This window comes from Niallia taxi (assembly GCF_032818155.1).
GTDB classification, from domain to species: domain Bacteria; phylum Bacillota; class Bacilli; order Bacillales; family Cytobacillaceae; genus Niallia; species Niallia taxi_A.
In genome coordinates, this window is sequence record NZ_CP102589.1 from 1,819,981 (window position 1) to 1,836,196 (window position 16,216).

Genomic DNA, 16,216 nt, shown 5'->3' on the forward strand with positions numbered 1-16,216 from the left:
TTATTTTAAAAAAACAGCCAGTAATTTATTGCTTATTTCAAGAGCCGAACTAATAATTCAACAGTTTAAAAATAGCTCAAATGCCTTGTTGTGTCAAGGAAGCCTCATCCATGTCAAATAGTGCATTTATTTAGAAAAAATATAATAAATGTCTGTATAAAAAAACAACGATTGGAAAAAATGGGACAGTATATAGAATGGAGGGTCATGAGATGAAACGCATCGCAACAATCTTTTTAAGCATGTTACTATTTGCTTCTGTGCTTGCACCAAGCACACTTGCTGCAGAAAAAAGCAGTGAACTGGTGGACAATGTAAAATCAGCTATCCTGATTGACAGAGATACGGGTACAGTGCTTTATGAGAAAAACAGCAATGAAGAGCTTCCGCCTGCAAGCATGACAAAAATAATGACGATGTTATTAATTATGGAAGCACTTGATCAAGGTAAACTCAAGATTGACGAGAAGATTAGAACAAGTGAACATGCTGCATCAATGGGCGGATCACAAATCTTCCTTGAGCCCGGTGAAGAAATGACAACAGAGGAAATGCTTAAAGGTATAGCAATTGGTTCTGGTAATGATGCAGCAGTTGCAGTAGCAGAGCGACTTGCTGGATCTGAGGAAGCTTTTGTAGAAATGATGAACAAAAAAGCAACTAGTTTAGGATTGAAGAATACTGCATTCAAGAATGTTACAGGCCTTCCTGTTGATGACCATTTCAGTACAGCACATGATATGGCCATTATGGCAAAGGAATTATTGAAATATGAAGATATCACGAAATTCACAGGTACATATGAAGCTTACCTTAGGGAAAATTCAGATAAGAAATTTTGGCTTGTGAATACAAACCGTCTTGTTAAATTTTATCCAGGTGTGGATGGCCTGAAAACGGGCTTTACAAAGGAAGCGAAATACTGCTTAACAGCAACTGCTGAAAAGAATGGAATGCGTGTAATTGCTGTTGTTTTTGGTGCGCCAACTTCAAAAGAGCGTAATGCACAGGTAACGAAAATGCTTGACTATGCATTTAGTCAGTATGAGACACACCCCGTTTACAAGCGCAATGAAATGATCGGCAAGGTAAAGGTTAGTAAAGGGGAACAAAAACAAGCTGCGGCAGTTACAAGTGAACCAATCTCCCTGTTAACGAAAAAAGGAGAAAAGGTGGATGACGTGGAGAAAAAAATAACGATGTCTAAAAACCTTAAGGCTCCGATATTAAAAGGTCAGGAAATTGGTAAGGTTCAGTTCATCAAGGATGGGAAGGTAATTGTAGAAAGTCCGCTTGTTTCTCAAACAGAAATTAAGGAAGCGGGCTGGTGGACGCTCTTTAAACGAACTGCAGGAATGTTCACAAAAACAGAATAAAAAATGTCATCATTCCTGTTTTTTTAGCGAATCAACACTAGTTTTGTCTTGCTTGAAGGAAATGAAGGATTCAAGGTAGAATTGACTCACTAAACCAAATAGAGGAGGCTATGGATAGTGAGTCTTAATATTGAGCTGGAAACAAAAAACAATGTTCTTTGTATTCGTTTAGCAGGGGAATTAGATCATCACTACGCGGAAGAGCTACGCACAAAAGCGACAGAAGCGATAGAGAGCAAAAATATTCGCCATATTGTTTTAAACTTAGAGCATTTATCATTTATGGATAGTTCAGGCTTAGGAGTTATCTTAGGCAGATATAAACAAATAAAGCAGTTAGGCGGAGAAATGGTGATTTGTGCAATCTCCCCGAGTGTACAAAGGTTGTTTGATATGTCTGGCATGTTTAAAATAATGAAGCTGGAAACAAATGAACAATTTGCACTTGAAAGATTGGGGGTTGCATAAATGAGAAATGAAATGCATTTGCAATTCAGCGCACAAAGCCAAAATGAATCCTTTGCAAGGGTAACTGTCGCTGCTTTTATTACACAGCTTGATCCGACAATGGATGAACTGACGGAAATTAAAACGGTTGTTTCTGAAGCAGTCACAAACTGTATTATACATGGATATGAAAATGATCCTGATGGAATAGTTTATATTTCTGTCATAATGGAGGATTCCTTCATTGATTTGACTATCCGTGATGATGGTAAAGGAATTATGGATGTGGAAGAAGCAAGACAGCCGTTATTTACGACAAAGCCTGAATTAGAAAGATCCGGAATGGGATTCACCATCATGGAAAATTTTATGGACGAAATTGACGTGCATTCTAGCCCAGAAAATGGAACTGAGATCCGCCTGCGTAAGCATTTAATAAAGAGCAAAATGCTAAGCAATTAAGGAGAATCGCTTATGGATGTGGAGGTAAAAAAGGAGAAAGAAACGTATTTAAAAGACCATGAAGTGAAGGAGCTTATTAAAAGAAGCCAAGATGGCGATCAGTCAGCTAGAGATACAATAGTCCAGAAAAATATGCGCCTTGTATGGTCCGTCGTGCAAAGATTTTTGAACAGAGGTTATGATCCTGATGACCTGTTTCAAATCGGCAGTATCGGGTTGCTTAAATCGGTCGATAAATTCGATTTAAGCTATGATGTGAAATTCTCGACGTATGCAGTACCGATGATTATCGGCGAAATTCAACGCTTTATTCGTGATGACGGCACAGTGAAGGTGAGCCGCTCCTTAAAGGAATTGAGCAATAAAATCAGGAAAGCAAAAGATGAGCTCTCCAAACAGTATGGACGGACACCGACTGTCGGAGAGATCTCAGAGCATCTTGATATTCCGCCAGAAGATATAGTGTTAGCGCAAGAGGCTGCAAGAACACCTTCTTCTATTCATGAAACAGTATATGAAAACGATGGCGATCCTATAACCCTTCTTGACCAGATTGATGATGGCAATGAGGGGAAATGGTTCGATAAAATCGCCTTGCAAGAAGCGATTAGGGAGCTTGATGAACGAGAAAGGCTAATTGTGTACCTCCGATATTATAAAGACCAGACACAATCGGAGGTTGCGACAAGGCTGGGAATTTCACAAGTACAAGTATCGCGGCTTGAGAAAAAGATATTACTACAAATGAAAGAGCAGATGGATATTTAAATCCATCTGCTTTTTTTTATGGAATTATTACCAATTATCTTCCCACTAATAAATTACCACTTTCATGCAAATACTACCATCATCACAAAAACATTAGATGTTAGGATGTGAACATGAATGGCTGAGACGGTTTATATTCGGATGAGAAATCGTATCGAAAAAAGATTGAATGAGGATGTGCTGCTGCAAGATTTAGCACAAGTGATTGCTGCTGATGCTCTAATGGAACAATTGGAAGCAATGGTCATTTACCGTATTTCAGAGGGTGACCGAAATATCATTGTCATTGACAGCACAAGAATTATAAAAGCAATCCGCAGCATCAACCAAGACTTGGAGATACAGATTATCGGCCCTGCACAAACCATCATTGAAGTCATCCTCAAAAAAAAAGAAGCATCAATACCGCTTTTTTTGCTAGTTTGGCTGCTTCTTTTTATTGGATCTGCTCTGACTATTATGAACTTTCATGAAGATGTTAGTATGCAAGCAGTTCATCAAAAGCTGTATAAAATCATTACAGGAAAAGAGGTAGAAAAGCCTCTTATATTTCAAATTCCCTATAGCTTAGGTTTAGGCTTGGGGATGATTATCTTCTTTAATCATGTATTTAAAAAGCGTTTTAACGAAGAGCCAAGCCCCCTGGAAGTAGAGGTTTTCTCCTATCAGCAAGCTTTGGATCAATATGTGATCATGCATGAGAATAAAGAAAGCATGAAAAAACTAGATGATCATTAAGATACTTGTTGTGCTTTTTATCGGGGCGGCTTGGGGTATTACAGTCGGAGCTGGTTATGTTGCCTTTTTGACCGTATTTGGCATCATACCGAGACTCACCCAACTAACAAAAACAGGCAGTAAGATTCACTCCTATGAGTGGTCAGTTGTCTGTGGTGCAGTTTGCGGTACGTTTTTATTTTTAAGAGAACCTTCCTTTTCCATTTCGTCCTTTATCCTAATTGTGATGGGTCTTGCAGGAGGCATTTATATTGGCATGATAGCTGCTGCTCTAACAGAAGTATTGAATGTTTTTCCGCTTTTAGCAAAAAGGGTGGGCATGGATGATCGGCTTCTCGTTTTGATGATGGCGCTGGTTTTTGGCAAAATCTTCGGCTCTCTGTTTCATTGGATGTATTTTGCACCGTAGGACAAGCAAGATGCTAAAAAGAAAGGAAAATGCAGATGGGTACAAAAAGAAAAGTCATTTTGATAACAGATGGAGACGAATATGCCAGAAGAGCTGTGGAAATGGTGGCAAAGGAAGTTGGGGGCCGCTGTATATCCATGTCATTTGGCAATCCATCAAGCCATAGCGGTCCTGAAATTTTGAGCTTAATAAAAAAAGCAAAACAAGATCCTGTATTAGTAATGTTTGATGACAGCGGTTATGTTGGAGAAGGGGCCGGTGAGACAGCGTTAAAATACATAGCGGCACATAAGGATGTTGAGGTGCTTGGGGTAATCGCTGTTGCGAGCAGGACAAGAAGAGAAGAATGGACAAGAATTGATGTAGCAATTGACCAAGATGGCAACCTAACTCCATACGGGGTTGATAAGCTAGGTATTCCAGAATATGAGATAGGAAGAATGAGCGGTGATACAGTTTACAGCCTTGATAGTCTTCATTTGCCATTGGTTGTTGGTATCGGCGATATAGGCAAGATGGGAAAACGTGATTCCTATGAAAAAGGTGCACCTATTACACGAAAAGCAGTGGAATATATTTTAGAAAGAAGTGGTTTTTATGAGCAATGAAACAAAGGGTAAGGAAACAAAGAGCGATGAAACAAAAGAAATGACGACCATTTATAAAAAGCTAACAGATGTTGAGAAGTACATGCAGGATCGGGTTGGTTTAGGCGTAAGCTTTGATCTTGGAGTAAGGAAAATCTCTGTACTCCACCATGAAGTAAATGTTTACTATGTTAACGGGTTAGTTGATAGTGTGATTATTTCCAATCTTTTAGAACAGCTGTTGTTTTTAAATGATGAGGAACGGGTTCAGCAATCAGAAGATTTCTTCAAAATTATTGAAAATCAGCTTGTTCATCATCAAGTGAAGCCGCTTGAAAAAATGGACGAACTTGTGGATCAGGTGTTATCAGGACTTATTGTCGCAGTAATGGAAGGCTATAATCAAGGACTTGCCATTGATGTGCGGAGCTATCCTGGCAGAACCCCGCAAGAACCAGATACAGAAAAAGTAATCAGAGGCTCAAGGGATGGCTTTGTTGAAAATATTATTATCAATACAGCTATCACAAGAAGAAGAATCCGTGATGAGCGGCTGAGGTTTGAAATCTTGAAGGTCGGCGAACGCTCAAAAACAGATGTGGCGATAGGCTATATTAGGGACATTGCTGACCCTGACCTTGTAGACATTATTAAAAAGGAATTAGAGAATATTGACGTTGATGGTATATCAATGGCAGATAAGACAATTGAGGAATTTTTGCTAAAGCAAGGCTATAATCCATATCCGCTCGTGCGATACACAGAAAGAGCTGACGTTACTGCCAATCATTTGCTTGAGGGGCATGTAGTTATTTACGTGGATACATCACCGAGTGTTATTATTACACCAGCTACCTTTTTTCATCATCTGCAGCATGCTGAAGAATATAGACAAGCTCCGATGGTTGGGACATTTGTACGCTGGGTCCGTTTTATTGGTGTCTTAGCATCCTTGTTTTTTTTGCCAATGTGGTTTCTTGTCACACTTGAGCCATCACTGCTGCCGGAGAACCTGGCTTTTATTGGACCGACTGAACGCACCCATTTACCAATAATTGTTCAGCTGTTTATTGCTGACTTTGGTTTGGAATTCTTACGGATAGCAGCCATTCATACGCCAACACCACTTTCGACCGCAATGGGCTTAGTTGCGGCAGTTATGATTGGGCAAATTGCCATCGATGTCGGTTTGTTCGTGCCAGAAGTCATATTGTACGTATCTGTTGCTGCAATTGGCAATTTCGCAACCCCGAGCTATGAGTTGGGTATTGCTAATAAGCTGGTGCGATTTATGCTGTTGATTTTAGTTGCGATATTCCATACGCCAGGCTTCGTTGTCGGCTGTACATTGTATGTTTTGTTTTTAGCAAGCTTGCGTACATTGAATGTTCCGTATTTATGGCCATTCATCCCGTTTTATCCGAAGGCATTTTCTAATATCCTAATTCGCAGAACGGTTCCAGGAAGTAAATTGAGACCGAGCCATGCTCACGTACAAGATCGGAACAAATAAAATCCAATAAAAAGAGGATTGAGAATTGGGTATATTTATGATACATTTGTTTAATCAAGTAGGCTGTTAAATAAATTGGACGGTAAAGCAGACAGTTCGAAAGATGAACTGTCTGCTTGTTTCTTATTTTCATCTTAGCCTTTAGTATCTATCTTAGGGAGAATCGAGGGGGATATATGCATTATTATGGAACTTCTAGTGTGAACGAAGCTGGGCATTTGGAGATTGGCGGCGTTGATACAGTAAAAATAGTCGAAGAATTCGGAACACCAGTATATGTATATGATGTTGCGCTTATTAGAGAAAGAGCGAGAGGGTTTAAGGATACATTTGCAAAACGCGGAATCCCTGCGCAAGTTGCTTATGCAAGTAAAGCATTTTCAACAATTGCGATGGTTCAGCTTGCCAATGAAGAGGGGCTGTCTCTTGATGTAGTATCCGGCGGAGAGCTTTATACGGCAATTGCCGCAGGATTCCCTATGGAGAGAATTCACTTCCACGGCAATAATAAAAGCAAAGAAGAGCTATTGATGGCAATAGAGCATAATATTGGCTGTATCGTAGTAGATAATTTTTATGAGCTGACACTATTGCAAGAGCTTTGCGAACAGAAAAACAGCAAGATGGCGATTCTACTTCGTGTAACACCTGGAATTGAAGCACATACACATGACTACATCCTGACAGGACAAGAGGATTCTAAATTTGGATTTGGTCTGCAAAATGGACAAGCAGAGGAAGCCTTGCTTAAAGCAATGGATTCTCCAAATCTAGAGCTGTTAGGGCTGCATTGTCATATCGGCTCGCAAATCTTTGAAACAACAGGTTTTGTTCTTGCTGCCAAAAAGATAATCGATACGCTTCATCAATGGAAACAGGCCCATGGCTATGAAACGAAGGTTCTCAACCTTGGTGGAGGATTCGGTATCAGATACACAAATGAAGATCAGCCTATTCAGCCATCAGAATATGTCGAAGAGATTATTACAGAAGTTGAGAAGAATATGAAGCAGTTCGGCATGAATATGCCTGAAATTTGGATTGAACCTGGCCGTTCTCTTGTTGGAGATGCTGGGACAACTCTTTATAAAATCGGATCTAGAAAAGAAGTTCCGGACGTTCGCCAATATTTAGCAATTGATGGCGGCATGACAGATAATATTAGACCTGCACTTTATGATGCTAAATATGAAGCTGTGTTAGCGAATAAACCTTTGATGGAAGCGGAAGAAACCGTGTCAATTGCAGGTAAATGCTGTGAGTCCGGAGATATGCTTATTTGGAACCTGCCATTGCCAAAAGCAAATGATCAAGATATTTTAGCAGTGTTTTGTACAGGAGCATACGGATATTCGATGGCGAATAATTATAATCGCATCCCAAAACCTCCAGTAGTGTTTGTTGAAAATAAAGAAGCTGTCCTTGTTGTTAAAAGAGAGACTTATGAGGACATCGTGCGTCTCGATTTGCCACTTAAGGAAAAAGCATCGTTGAAAAAATAAAATAAAAGGAAGTGCTTTTTAGCACTTCCTTTATTTGTATTAAGTGAAAAACGATTTAATAGCATCTACAATACTTGCGAAAAATTCCTTCACTTTTGCAAGAAATCCTTGCCCTTCCTCGCTTTCAATAAAAGCATTGAATTTATCCTTTGCGTCCTGCAGCTGATCACCAACTTGATTCCAATTGATATCCAAATCTTTTAGTTTATTGAAGAAATCCATTAATGTCTGTTTTTGGGCATCTGTTAAAGTAATGTTTAAGTCGTTTGCAGCATCATCAATAATTTTTTGAAGCTCTGCATCAGTTGACGGCTTGTTTTCGGCTATCTTTTCTTTGATTTTTGCCATTAAGGCGGAAGCTTTATCTGTACCGATTTCCTCCCCAAGATTAGCAGTTTCCACCATTTCCTCGTTGGCAGCCTGCTTTACTTCTTCAGGTATTTTAGTGTCTGTGGATACCTCGTATGCTTTAATAATTCCAGTGAGTGCTGCTGTTCCTGAAACCTGTATTGGTGCTGTCACATAAATGTCTGCATCTTTAACACCAGCTGTAATAAGTGCATTGATGTACATTTCATCTGTAACCCAATTAATGTTTTTTGTTTTTACATTTATTCCGCTTCCAGCATCTGCAATTGTTATCGCAGAGGAAGAAATAGCTTTTGTGCCAATTAATCGTTTCGATATGTAGCTTCCTAAATATTTATGTTCTTCTTCATTTGTCACAGTAATGATTTCTGCATCATCAGGGGCCTTCATTTCGGTTAACAGCAATTTTTTCTGTTCCTCTGTCAGGTTTGCTCCTAACGTAATAATCATATCGCCTGTAGCTGCATCTGCAAATGCGCGAATAGGGAGCAGAAGCAAAAGTGATAAGACTAGCACAGCCCATTTTTTTCTGTTCATCTGTGTTCCTCCTAATGTAGTTCTATGCATATAGACGTGCCGATCAATAAAAAAGTTTCCTTATCCCCTTAAAAACGCCTATTTGGTGAGATTTTCCTTAGCTATTATAATCGAAAAGATGTGAAATAAAAATAGTAGCTGAATCAATTGTTTTAGCATACTATTATAGTGAGAGATGCTATATGGAATATTTCCAATCAATAGGGAAAAGGACACAGAATTTCTAATGTTACTTTATCCTTATAATATTTTCATTGAAGATTATCCATAATTTATGTATGATAGTATCTATAACAGGTTTCGCCAAAGTAAGCTAAATTATGCTATATGGCGATTTTTTCATACTAGTTCCGGTTTCTTCATATTTAGAATAGAATATTGTTTGGAAACAATCCATTATGGGAAAACTTACAGGTAAATATGCTTTAATAATAATGAGGGATACAAATGATTATTCGTTATAAAAAATCTTTTGAGAAAATTGCAATGGGCCTGCTCTCTTTTATGCCAGCTGAAAAAGACTTAAAGGTGCTCCAGCAAACGATTAAACAATACGAGGCTAATGAAAATTGGCAGCTTTTTTTATGGAAGGAAGAAGAGGACATTATCGGTCTGATCGGTATCATTTTTGAGGATGAGACGAGTATCAGCATTCAGCATATATCCGTTAATCCTTCGCATAGGCATCAAGGTGTTGGAAAAGCAATGGTGCAAGCAATTAAGTCACAATATACCAACAAAAAAATAGAAGCAAACGAATTGACTGTAGGATTTCTTTCTAAATGTATGAATATGGAAGAAAATCTTAATTCGTAATAAATAAGCCCCTAACCAGAAAAGTGGTTAGGGGTTTTTTGCTGTTAAACTAATCAATGCGGTTTTTCCGCTCCTCGATGGCAGCGGTTCTTTCATTTATTACTTCTGTTCTGTCTCGTGTCAAATGACGATGGATTATATCATCCAATGGAATGCGAGAGGACTGCCACTCCATTCCAACAGATTGACACCATTTCACACATTCCAGCTCTAAGGTTTTAGCATTGATTGGCAGACTGAAAGGAATGTAGGCTAGTTGATTCCTAATATCTAGCTGTCTTTGATCCATTCTTTCGAGCAATAATGCCTTATCAAGTCCGAAGTCATTCCAGTTCCAGTCACCGTGCCGAAACATGCTGGTTGCTTTCTCTAATGTTTTACCGGCACCACGAAAGTTTCCCCGACGATGGTGATAGCAGGATACAGCTAAAAGGATAAAGGCAACCCAAATAGAGTCTTTATTGCCAGGGTCAACCTCCTTCCAATATTCCTCTAGAATTTCGTGGCACTCAAAAAAATCCTGATCTCCATGGAAATGCCCCAAATACTCAATATATTCATGTGGATACACCAACACTTGCTCCTTTCCAAACGAAATAGCTAATAATTATTATACTGTGTCTAAAGGAAGACATAAAAGTCTTCTAATCCGCTTATTTAATCACTTGGTATAATTTATTATTGGATAACTTTGTCGAATCATCTATACTTATACTAGCATAGGAAAGACTTAGATGTTATTTTATTAGGATTTTGGTGAGATATAATGCAATATAATGTAAAAATTGATAGCTTTGAAGGTCCGTTGGACTTGTTACTGCATTTAATAAATAAATTAGAAATTGACATATACGATATAAACGTCGCAGAAATTACAGAGCAATATTTAGAATATATTCATGCAATGTCTGTGCTTCAGCTTGATATTGCCAGTGAATTTTTAGTTATGGCCGCAACGCTCCTAGCCATAAAAAGTAAAATGTTGCTGCCTAAATATGATGAAGAGCTGATTGATAATGATCTTGTTTACGAGCATGAGGAAGACACAAGAGAGGACTTAATCGAAAGGCTTGTAGAATATCGCAAATATAAGGAAGCAGCCGGTGACTTGAAGGAAATGGAGCTGGAAAGAGGCTTGATTTTCACAAAACCTCCTAGTGATTTGTCCGATTATGCCCAAGGTGCAGAAGAATCAGCAAAAAGTGAACTTGATGTTTCTTTATACGATATGCTGGCAGCCTTTCAAAAGCTGATGCGCAGGAAAAAACTGCAAGCGCCACTAGCAACGAAAATAACGAGACAGGAAATTCCGATAGAAAGCAGAATGGAGGAAATCCTTCATTTCATTAAAAGCAAACGAGGCAGAATCCATTTTGAAGAGCTTTTTCCTGTACATGATAAAACCCATATTGTTGTGACTTTTCTTGCGGTGTTGGAACTGATGAAGCGTCAGACGTTATTCGTTGAACAAGAACATAATTTTGCAGATATATTTGTGGTTGGAAAGGAAGAGGAAGGATTTTGATGGTTACAAATTGGAAAGGTATTATTGAAAGTCTGTTATTTGCTGCAGGGGATGAAGGTCTTACAGTCAAGCAGCTGGCACATGTCCTGAATGTAGAGCAATTTGAAGCAGAACAGATAACAAGGGAATTAATGGAGGATTACGGAAAGGATCAAGATAGGGGCATTTCAATTGTAGAAATAGCAGGCACATTCCAGCTTGCTACAAAAAAGGAACACTCTGTGTATTTGAAAAAGCTCGTTGAATCTCCCCATGCGTCCACCCTATCACAGGCTGCTTTAGAAACACTTGCGATTATTGCTTATAAACAGCCGATAACAAGAGCGGAAATAGAAGAAATTCGCGGTGTAAAAACAGAAAGACCATTGCATACACTTTCCGCTAAAGCGCTGATTAAAGAAGTAGGCAGAGCAGAAGGAGCAGGTAGAGCCATATTGTATGGCACGACGAAGGAGTTTTTAGATCACTTTGGTCTCAAGGACCTAGATGAACTTCCAGTACTTGCAGAAAAAGAAGAGGAATTCAAGCAAGAAGAAGCTGATTTATTTTTTGAGTCATTCCAGCAATTGGAGGATTAGCGGTTAGACTGTATTAGGAGGCTATGCTTCTAATACAGTCTTTTTTTTTGCATAGCAGATTTGATTGTTTTTTCATATTTTAAACATGTTCCCTCTCTCTCTTTCATATTGTGTATAAACTGACTATAGAGTGAAAAGGGGTTTTTTTAACCAATGAGCAGCTACAATGAATATGTAAAAGATGTGTTAGTCTGGAATAAGGAATTGAAGGACTTTTTAGAAACAGAGAATATCCAAAGAAGTGATGAAATTTGGAAAAGCCTTGATAAGTTTACATCCTTAATGGAAACAGTCCAGCGCAAGCCGATAGATACAGAAGAATTGATCAAAATCCAGCATAAAGCAGAAGAGCTGCAGGATGAAATGGAAGGCTACTTTAAACAAAGACAGCAATTAGGGACAATATTTGTCAATGAGCCGACTGTACCTGCAGGCGGTCACAGATTGCCTTCTCTCCCATATGCTTATAATGCGCTAGAGCCTTACATAGACGAGGAGATTATGAGGCTTCATCATACAAAACATCACCAATCCTATGTGGATGGGTTGAATAAAGCGGAAAATATGCTCGTCCAAGCAAGGAAAGACCGGAAGTTTGAGCTTGTGAAGCATTGGTCCAGAGAGCTTGCTTTCCACGGATCTGGACATTATTTGCATACAATATTTTGGAATAATATGAGTCCGAATGGGGGCGGAGAGCCAAAGGGAATGCTGCTTGAAGCGATTAAAGACTATTTTGGCAGCTATGATGCTTTCAAGCAGCATTTTACGGAAGCTGCAAAAGCAGTTGAAGGTGTTGGCTGGGCGATTTTAGTGTGGTCACCGCGTGCGCGTCATTTGGAAATACTTCAATCTGAAAGGCATATGCTGCTGACACAATGGGATACGATTCCCTTGCTTGCCCTTGATGTATGGGAGCATGCGTATTATTTGCAGTATAAAAATAATCGTGCAGATTATATCAGTAATTGGTGGAAAATCGTCAATTGGAAGGATGTAGAGGAAAGATTCCTTAAAGCAAGTGATTTAAAATGGCGACCGTACTAATTTTAGCCATAAGCAGGTGAACACCTAGTGTTTGCCTGCTTTTTTTTTGAAGCAGACTGCATGTCATACTGTTAAAGTTTATTCATTTTGTCATAAGCCCGCTTGTCCTGCATAAGTATGTACAAACCATATAAGGAGACGAGGTAGTGTTATATGAAATCAAAGAATCTAATCCTATCTTGCATCGCTGTATTGCTATTGCTGACGCTTCCGCAAAACGCAAGTGCAAAAATCTATGTCAGTGCTAACAGTGCCATCTTGATGGAGCAGGAATCAGGACGAGTTATTTACGAAAAGGATGCGCACACTCAAAGAAGAATTGCCAGCATAACCAAAATCATGACAGCCATTCTTGCCATTGAGTCGGGAAAAATGAATGATATGGTGACAATAAGTGAGAATGCGGTCAGAACGGAAGGCTCTTCCATTTATTTAAAGGCGGGCGATAAAATTCCGCTTGAAGATTTGGTATATGGGTTAATGCTGCGCTCTGGAAATGATGCAGCAACAGCAATCGCCGAATATGTGGGCGGAAGTTTAGATGGATTCGTTTATTTAATGAAGCAAAAAGCAGAAGAAATTGGCATGAAGGATACAAACTTCGAAAACCCGCATGGATTGGATGATCATGAAAACCATTATTCCACAGCATATGACATGGCATTGTTAACAAGGTATGCAATGGAAAATGACATGTACAAAAAAATAGCGGGAACGGAAAAATACCGTTCAGAAAATCCTGATGGGGACTGGGACCGTGTTTGGAAAAATAAAAACAAGCTGCTTACAGGTCTTTATGAGTACACAACCGGAGGGAAAACAGGCTTCACAAAATTAGCGAAAAGAACGCTCGTATCAACAGCTGAAAAGGATGGGGTAGAGCTGATTGCCGTTACCTTAAATGATCCTGATGACTGGGATGACCATATCAATATGTATGAATCAGCATTTAAGAATTATAAAATGGCATTAGTGTTAGAAAAGGGCAAGGTGAAAACGAAAGACTCCTTTTATAAGAACAAGCTTTATGTTAAAGAGGATATAGCATATCCAATCACTGCTAAAGAAGAAGAGGGGCTCGAAGTTAAATACAAGCTGTCAAAGGTTAAAGGTGATTGGAAAAAGCAGGAGCAAAATGTACCTGATATTGTTGGGAATGCGGAAATTTATTTAGATGGCAAGCTAGTTGATAGTACTGCTATTTATTATGAACATGCCAAAGTGAAAAAAAATAGCTTTTTTGATCATTTTAAAAGTATGTTTCTAGCAGTTATGGGAGTAGAGAAGGATGGTTAATATCATCTGGGTGCTGCTTACTGTGATTGGAATTGTGTTTGCAATTTTTAATGGCACAATTGACGAAGTGAATAAAGCGGTGTTTTCTGGTGCGAAAGAAGCGGTCACTATTTGTATCGGATTGATAAGTGTCCTTGTTTTTTGGCTTGGCATGATGAAGATTGCCGAACAGGCTGGTCTGTTAAAGAAGCTTACCAATTTGTTCCGTCCTTTTGTGACAAAGCTATTCCCCGAGATACCGAAGGATCATCCTGCAATGGGGTATATCCTGTCCAATATGATCGCTAATATTTTTGGCTTAGGCAATGCGGCTACCCCTTTAGGAATTAAGGCGATGGAAGAACTGAAAAAGTTAAATGGCGGCAAAAATAATGCAAGCAACAGCATGATTACTTTTTTGGCGTTGAATACTTCCAGCATTACCTTAATTCCGACGACTGTTATTGCGATTCGCATTAATTATGATGCAGCTTCTCCAACAGATATTGTCGGGCCAACATTAATTGCAACCATCTTTTCAGCAATAAGCGGTATATTAATCGATCGTTATTTTTACTATCGAAGAATGAAAAGGGGATGATTTCATGATGCAAATTATTTCACTTTTATCCGTTTGGATGATTCCTTCTTTAATTTGCTTTATTCTCCTTTATGGGACGTACAAGCGTGTTCCGACATATGAAAGCTTTGTAGAAGGTGGTAAAGAGGGAATTTCAATGGCTTTTTCTATTATTCCCTTTTTAGTAGGGATGCTTGTGGCCATTTCTGTATTTCGGGCGTCAGGAGCATTGGAGTTTTTTATGGGCTTTTTAAAGCCTGCCTTAGATTTTTTTGGAGTACCATCAGAGGTCGCCCCTCTAGCCTTTATTCGTCCTATTTCTGGAAATGCAGCTTTAGGGATGACAAGCGACTTAATAGCCACATATGGTGCTGATTCTTATATTGGCAGATTGGCAGCGACTATCCAAGGAAGTACAGATACAACCTTTTATGTACTGACCGTTTACTTTGGCGCTGTTGGCATAAAAAAAATGGGCGATGCACTTAAAGTAGGCTTACTTGCAGACCTTGTTGGATTTGTTGCAGCAGTCGTCGTAGTGACATTAATGTTTGGAAGATAATTCTCCGATTTTCTCGGAGTTTTTTTTTATTTTCGGCAAAATGATGATATTCTTCCTGGTTTTTATAGAACTTTCCTTTGAAAATGGGCAAACTTATGTCATAATTCATAAGATAACAGAAAAATATAACGTTATTGTCCTGTTTGATGAATTTAATGAGGTGAAACATAGATGGAAAGACTGCAAAAGGTAATTGCTCATGCTGGGATAGCATCACGAAGAAAAGCAGAAGAATTAATACAAAATGGAAGAGTTACTGTAAATGGAAAAGTTGTCAAGGAATTAGGCGTGAAGGTTGGTTCAAATGATAAGATCGAAGTGAACGGGGTTCCTATTGAAAGGGAAGAGCCTGTTTACTTTATACTGTACAAGCCGCGCGGTGTTATTTCGAGTGTGAATGATGATAAAGGCAGAAAGGTTGTAACAGACTACTTTTCTGAAATACCGGCAAGGATATATCCAATTGGCCGTCTTGATTATGACACATCCGGTATTATTTTGCTGACAAATGACGGCGAATTTGCCAACACAATGATGCACCCTAAAGGCGAAGTAGAAAAGGTGTATGTGGCGAAAATCAAAGGCATTCCAATGCGAGAAAAAATTAAGCTATTGGAAAAAGGTGTGATGCTAGAAGACGGTAAAACGGCACCTGCAAAAGCAAAAGTATTATCAGTAGATAAGAAAAAAGGAACATCTATTGTTGAGCTGAAGATTCACGAAGGCAGAAACCGCCAAGTACGTCGGATGTTTGAAGCAATTGGAACACCTGTCTTAAAACTGAAAAGGGAAAGATACTCATTCTTGAATTTGAACGGCTTAACTCCAGGGGATGCTCGAGAACTGACGGCACATGAAGTAAAGCTGCTTCGCACAGAAGCTAATAAAAAGAGATAACAAATAAAATTTCATAAAACGTTCACAGAACAATGTGGATGATTACAATATCTGCAACATTAAAATGATATAATGACTATATAGTTTTTGTTCCTAAATCCCATTGATACATAACCGTCTTTGGGATTTTGTTTATTTTGAAAACAGACTTGCGCATAACAGGAACATGTACATATGATGCTGCATGCTTCCATTAAATAGGATAGAAGTGTTGTTAGGAGGATGTTC

19 protein-coding genes are annotated in these 16,216 nt (G+C 38.8%); 17 read left to right on the top strand and 2 right to left on the bottom strand.

The genetic code is table 11. From position 1 onward, the window contains the following. The first annotated feature begins 212 nt into the window (after nt 1-212). The 9 genes from NQZ71_RS08955 to lysA all read left to right on the top strand — a co-directional run bounded on the left by NQZ71_RS08955 (nt 213) and on the right by lysA (nt 7,802). On the top strand, nt 213-1,376 hold the full coding sequence (locus NQZ71_RS08955; protein ID WP_260054798.1) for a D-alanyl-D-alanine carboxypeptidase family protein: 1,164 nt from the start codon (nt 213-215) through the stop codon (nt 1,374-1,376). Between the two features lie 117 nt (nt 1,377-1,493). Continuing rightward, on the top strand, nt 1,494-1,844 hold the full coding sequence (gene spoIIAA / locus NQZ71_RS08960; protein ID WP_127737562.1) for an anti-sigma F factor antagonist: 351 nt from the start codon (nt 1,494-1,496) through the stop codon (nt 1,842-1,844). Beyond that, on the top strand, nt 1,845-2,285 hold the full coding sequence (gene spoIIAB, locus NQZ71_RS08965) for an anti-sigma F factor (protein ID WP_144452753.1): 441 nt from the start codon (nt 1,845-1,847) through the stop codon (nt 2,283-2,285). It begins immediately after the preceding gene. 12 nt (nt 2,286-2,297) lie between these two features. Next, complete coding sequence (sigF, locus tag NQZ71_RS08970) at nt 2,298-3,053, top strand: RNA polymerase sporulation sigma factor SigF (protein ID WP_127737564.1); 756 nt, start codon at nt 2,298-2,300, stop codon at nt 3,051-3,053. A gap of 117 nt (nt 3,054-3,170) precedes the next feature. Beyond that, a complete protein-coding gene (locus NQZ71_RS08975; RefSeq protein WP_144452755.1) occupies nt 3,171-3,791 on the top strand; it encodes a stage V sporulation protein AA in 621 nt (206 codons plus the stop codon). Further along, complete coding sequence (locus NQZ71_RS08980; RefSeq protein WP_127737566.1) at nt 3,781-4,200, top strand: stage V sporulation protein AB; 420 nt, start codon at nt 3,781-3,783, stop codon at nt 4,198-4,200. Before NQZ71_RS08975 ends, NQZ71_RS08980 begins: the two co-directional genes overlap by 11 nt. 35 nt (nt 4,201-4,235) lie before the next feature. Next, nucleotides 4,236-4,808 carry a stage V sporulation protein SpoVABEA gene (locus NQZ71_RS08985; RefSeq protein ID WP_144452757.1) on the top strand — a complete coding sequence of 191 codons (573 nt, stop codon included), beginning with the start codon at nt 4,236-4,238 and terminating at the stop codon, nt 4,806-4,808. 40 nt (nt 4,809-4,848) lie between these two features. Next, a complete protein-coding gene (locus NQZ71_RS08990; RefSeq protein WP_275006759.1) occupies nt 4,849-6,300 on the top strand; it encodes a spore germination protein in 1,452 nt (483 codons plus the stop codon). A 176-nt stretch (nt 6,301-6,476) separates the two neighbouring features. Next, nucleotides 6,477-7,802 (top strand): diaminopimelate decarboxylase, encoded by a 1,326-nt coding sequence (gene lysA / locus NQZ71_RS08995; protein ID WP_144452759.1) that lies wholly within the window; start codon nt 6,477-6,479, stop codon nt 7,800-7,802. Nucleotides 7,803-7,841: 39 nt separating this feature from the next. Here lysA and NQZ71_RS09000 read toward each other — a convergent pair whose 3' ends face one another. Further along, entirely contained in the window at nt 7,842-8,708 is an 867-nt protein-coding gene (locus tag NQZ71_RS09000; RefSeq protein WP_317011687.1) for a DUF1002 domain-containing protein, read from the bottom strand. Nucleotides 8,709-9,155: 447 nt separating this feature from the next. Between NQZ71_RS09000 and NQZ71_RS09005 the strand changes: the two genes are divergently transcribed. After that, entirely contained in the window at nt 9,156-9,524 is a 369-nt protein-coding gene (locus tag NQZ71_RS09005; protein WP_127737571.1) for a GNAT family N-acetyltransferase, read from the top strand. Between the two features lie 49 nt (nt 9,525-9,573). Here NQZ71_RS09005 and NQZ71_RS09010 read toward each other — a convergent pair whose 3' ends face one another. After that, nucleotides 9,574-10,095 (bottom strand): DUF309 domain-containing protein, encoded by a 522-nt coding sequence (locus NQZ71_RS09010; protein ID WP_317011688.1) that lies wholly within the window; start codon nt 10,093-10,095, stop codon nt 9,574-9,576. Between the two features lie 192 nt (nt 10,096-10,287). Here NQZ71_RS09010 and NQZ71_RS09015 point away from each other — a divergent pair, with 192 nt between their 5' ends. The 7 genes from NQZ71_RS09015 (at nt 10,288) to rluB (ending at nt 15,988) form a co-directional block, all read left to right on the top strand. Continuing rightward, nucleotides 10,288-11,049 (top strand): segregation/condensation protein A, encoded by a 762-nt coding sequence (locus NQZ71_RS09015; RefSeq protein WP_311201006.1) that lies wholly within the window; start codon nt 10,288-10,290, stop codon nt 11,047-11,049. Next, entirely contained in the window at nt 11,049-11,627 is a 579-nt protein-coding gene (scpB, locus tag NQZ71_RS09020) for an SMC-Scp complex subunit ScpB (protein WP_182103042.1), read from the top strand. Before NQZ71_RS09015 ends, scpB begins: the two co-directional genes overlap by 1 nt. Before the next feature lie 153 nt (nt 11,628-11,780). Next, the gene (locus NQZ71_RS09025; RefSeq protein ID WP_260054802.1) at nt 11,781-12,674 is read left to right on the top strand and encodes a superoxide dismutase; all 894 of its coding nucleotides are present in this window, start codon (nt 11,781-11,783) and stop codon (nt 12,672-12,674) included. Between the two features lie 153 nt (nt 12,675-12,827). After that, nucleotides 12,828-13,970 (top strand): D-alanyl-D-alanine carboxypeptidase family protein, encoded by a 1,143-nt coding sequence (locus tag NQZ71_RS09030; protein ID WP_317011689.1) that lies wholly within the window; start codon nt 12,828-12,830, stop codon nt 13,968-13,970. Next, nucleotides 13,963-14,550 carry a nucleoside recognition domain-containing protein gene (locus NQZ71_RS09035; protein WP_144452770.1) on the top strand — a complete coding sequence of 196 codons (588 nt, stop codon included), beginning with the start codon at nt 13,963-13,965 and terminating at the stop codon, nt 14,548-14,550. Before NQZ71_RS09030 ends, NQZ71_RS09035 begins: the two co-directional genes overlap by 8 nt. Before the next feature lie 7 nt (nt 14,551-14,557). Continuing rightward, entirely contained in the window at nt 14,558-15,091 is a 534-nt protein-coding gene (locus NQZ71_RS09040) for a spore maturation protein (RefSeq protein WP_127737919.1), read from the top strand. 171 nt (nt 15,092-15,262) lie between these two features. Then, nucleotides 15,263-15,988 carry a 23S rRNA pseudouridine(2605) synthase RluB gene (gene rluB, locus NQZ71_RS09045; protein WP_275005799.1) on the top strand — a complete coding sequence of 242 codons (726 nt, stop codon included), beginning with the start codon at nt 15,263-15,265 and terminating at the stop codon, nt 15,986-15,988. The last annotated feature ends 228 nt before the right edge of the window (nt 15,989-16,216 follow it).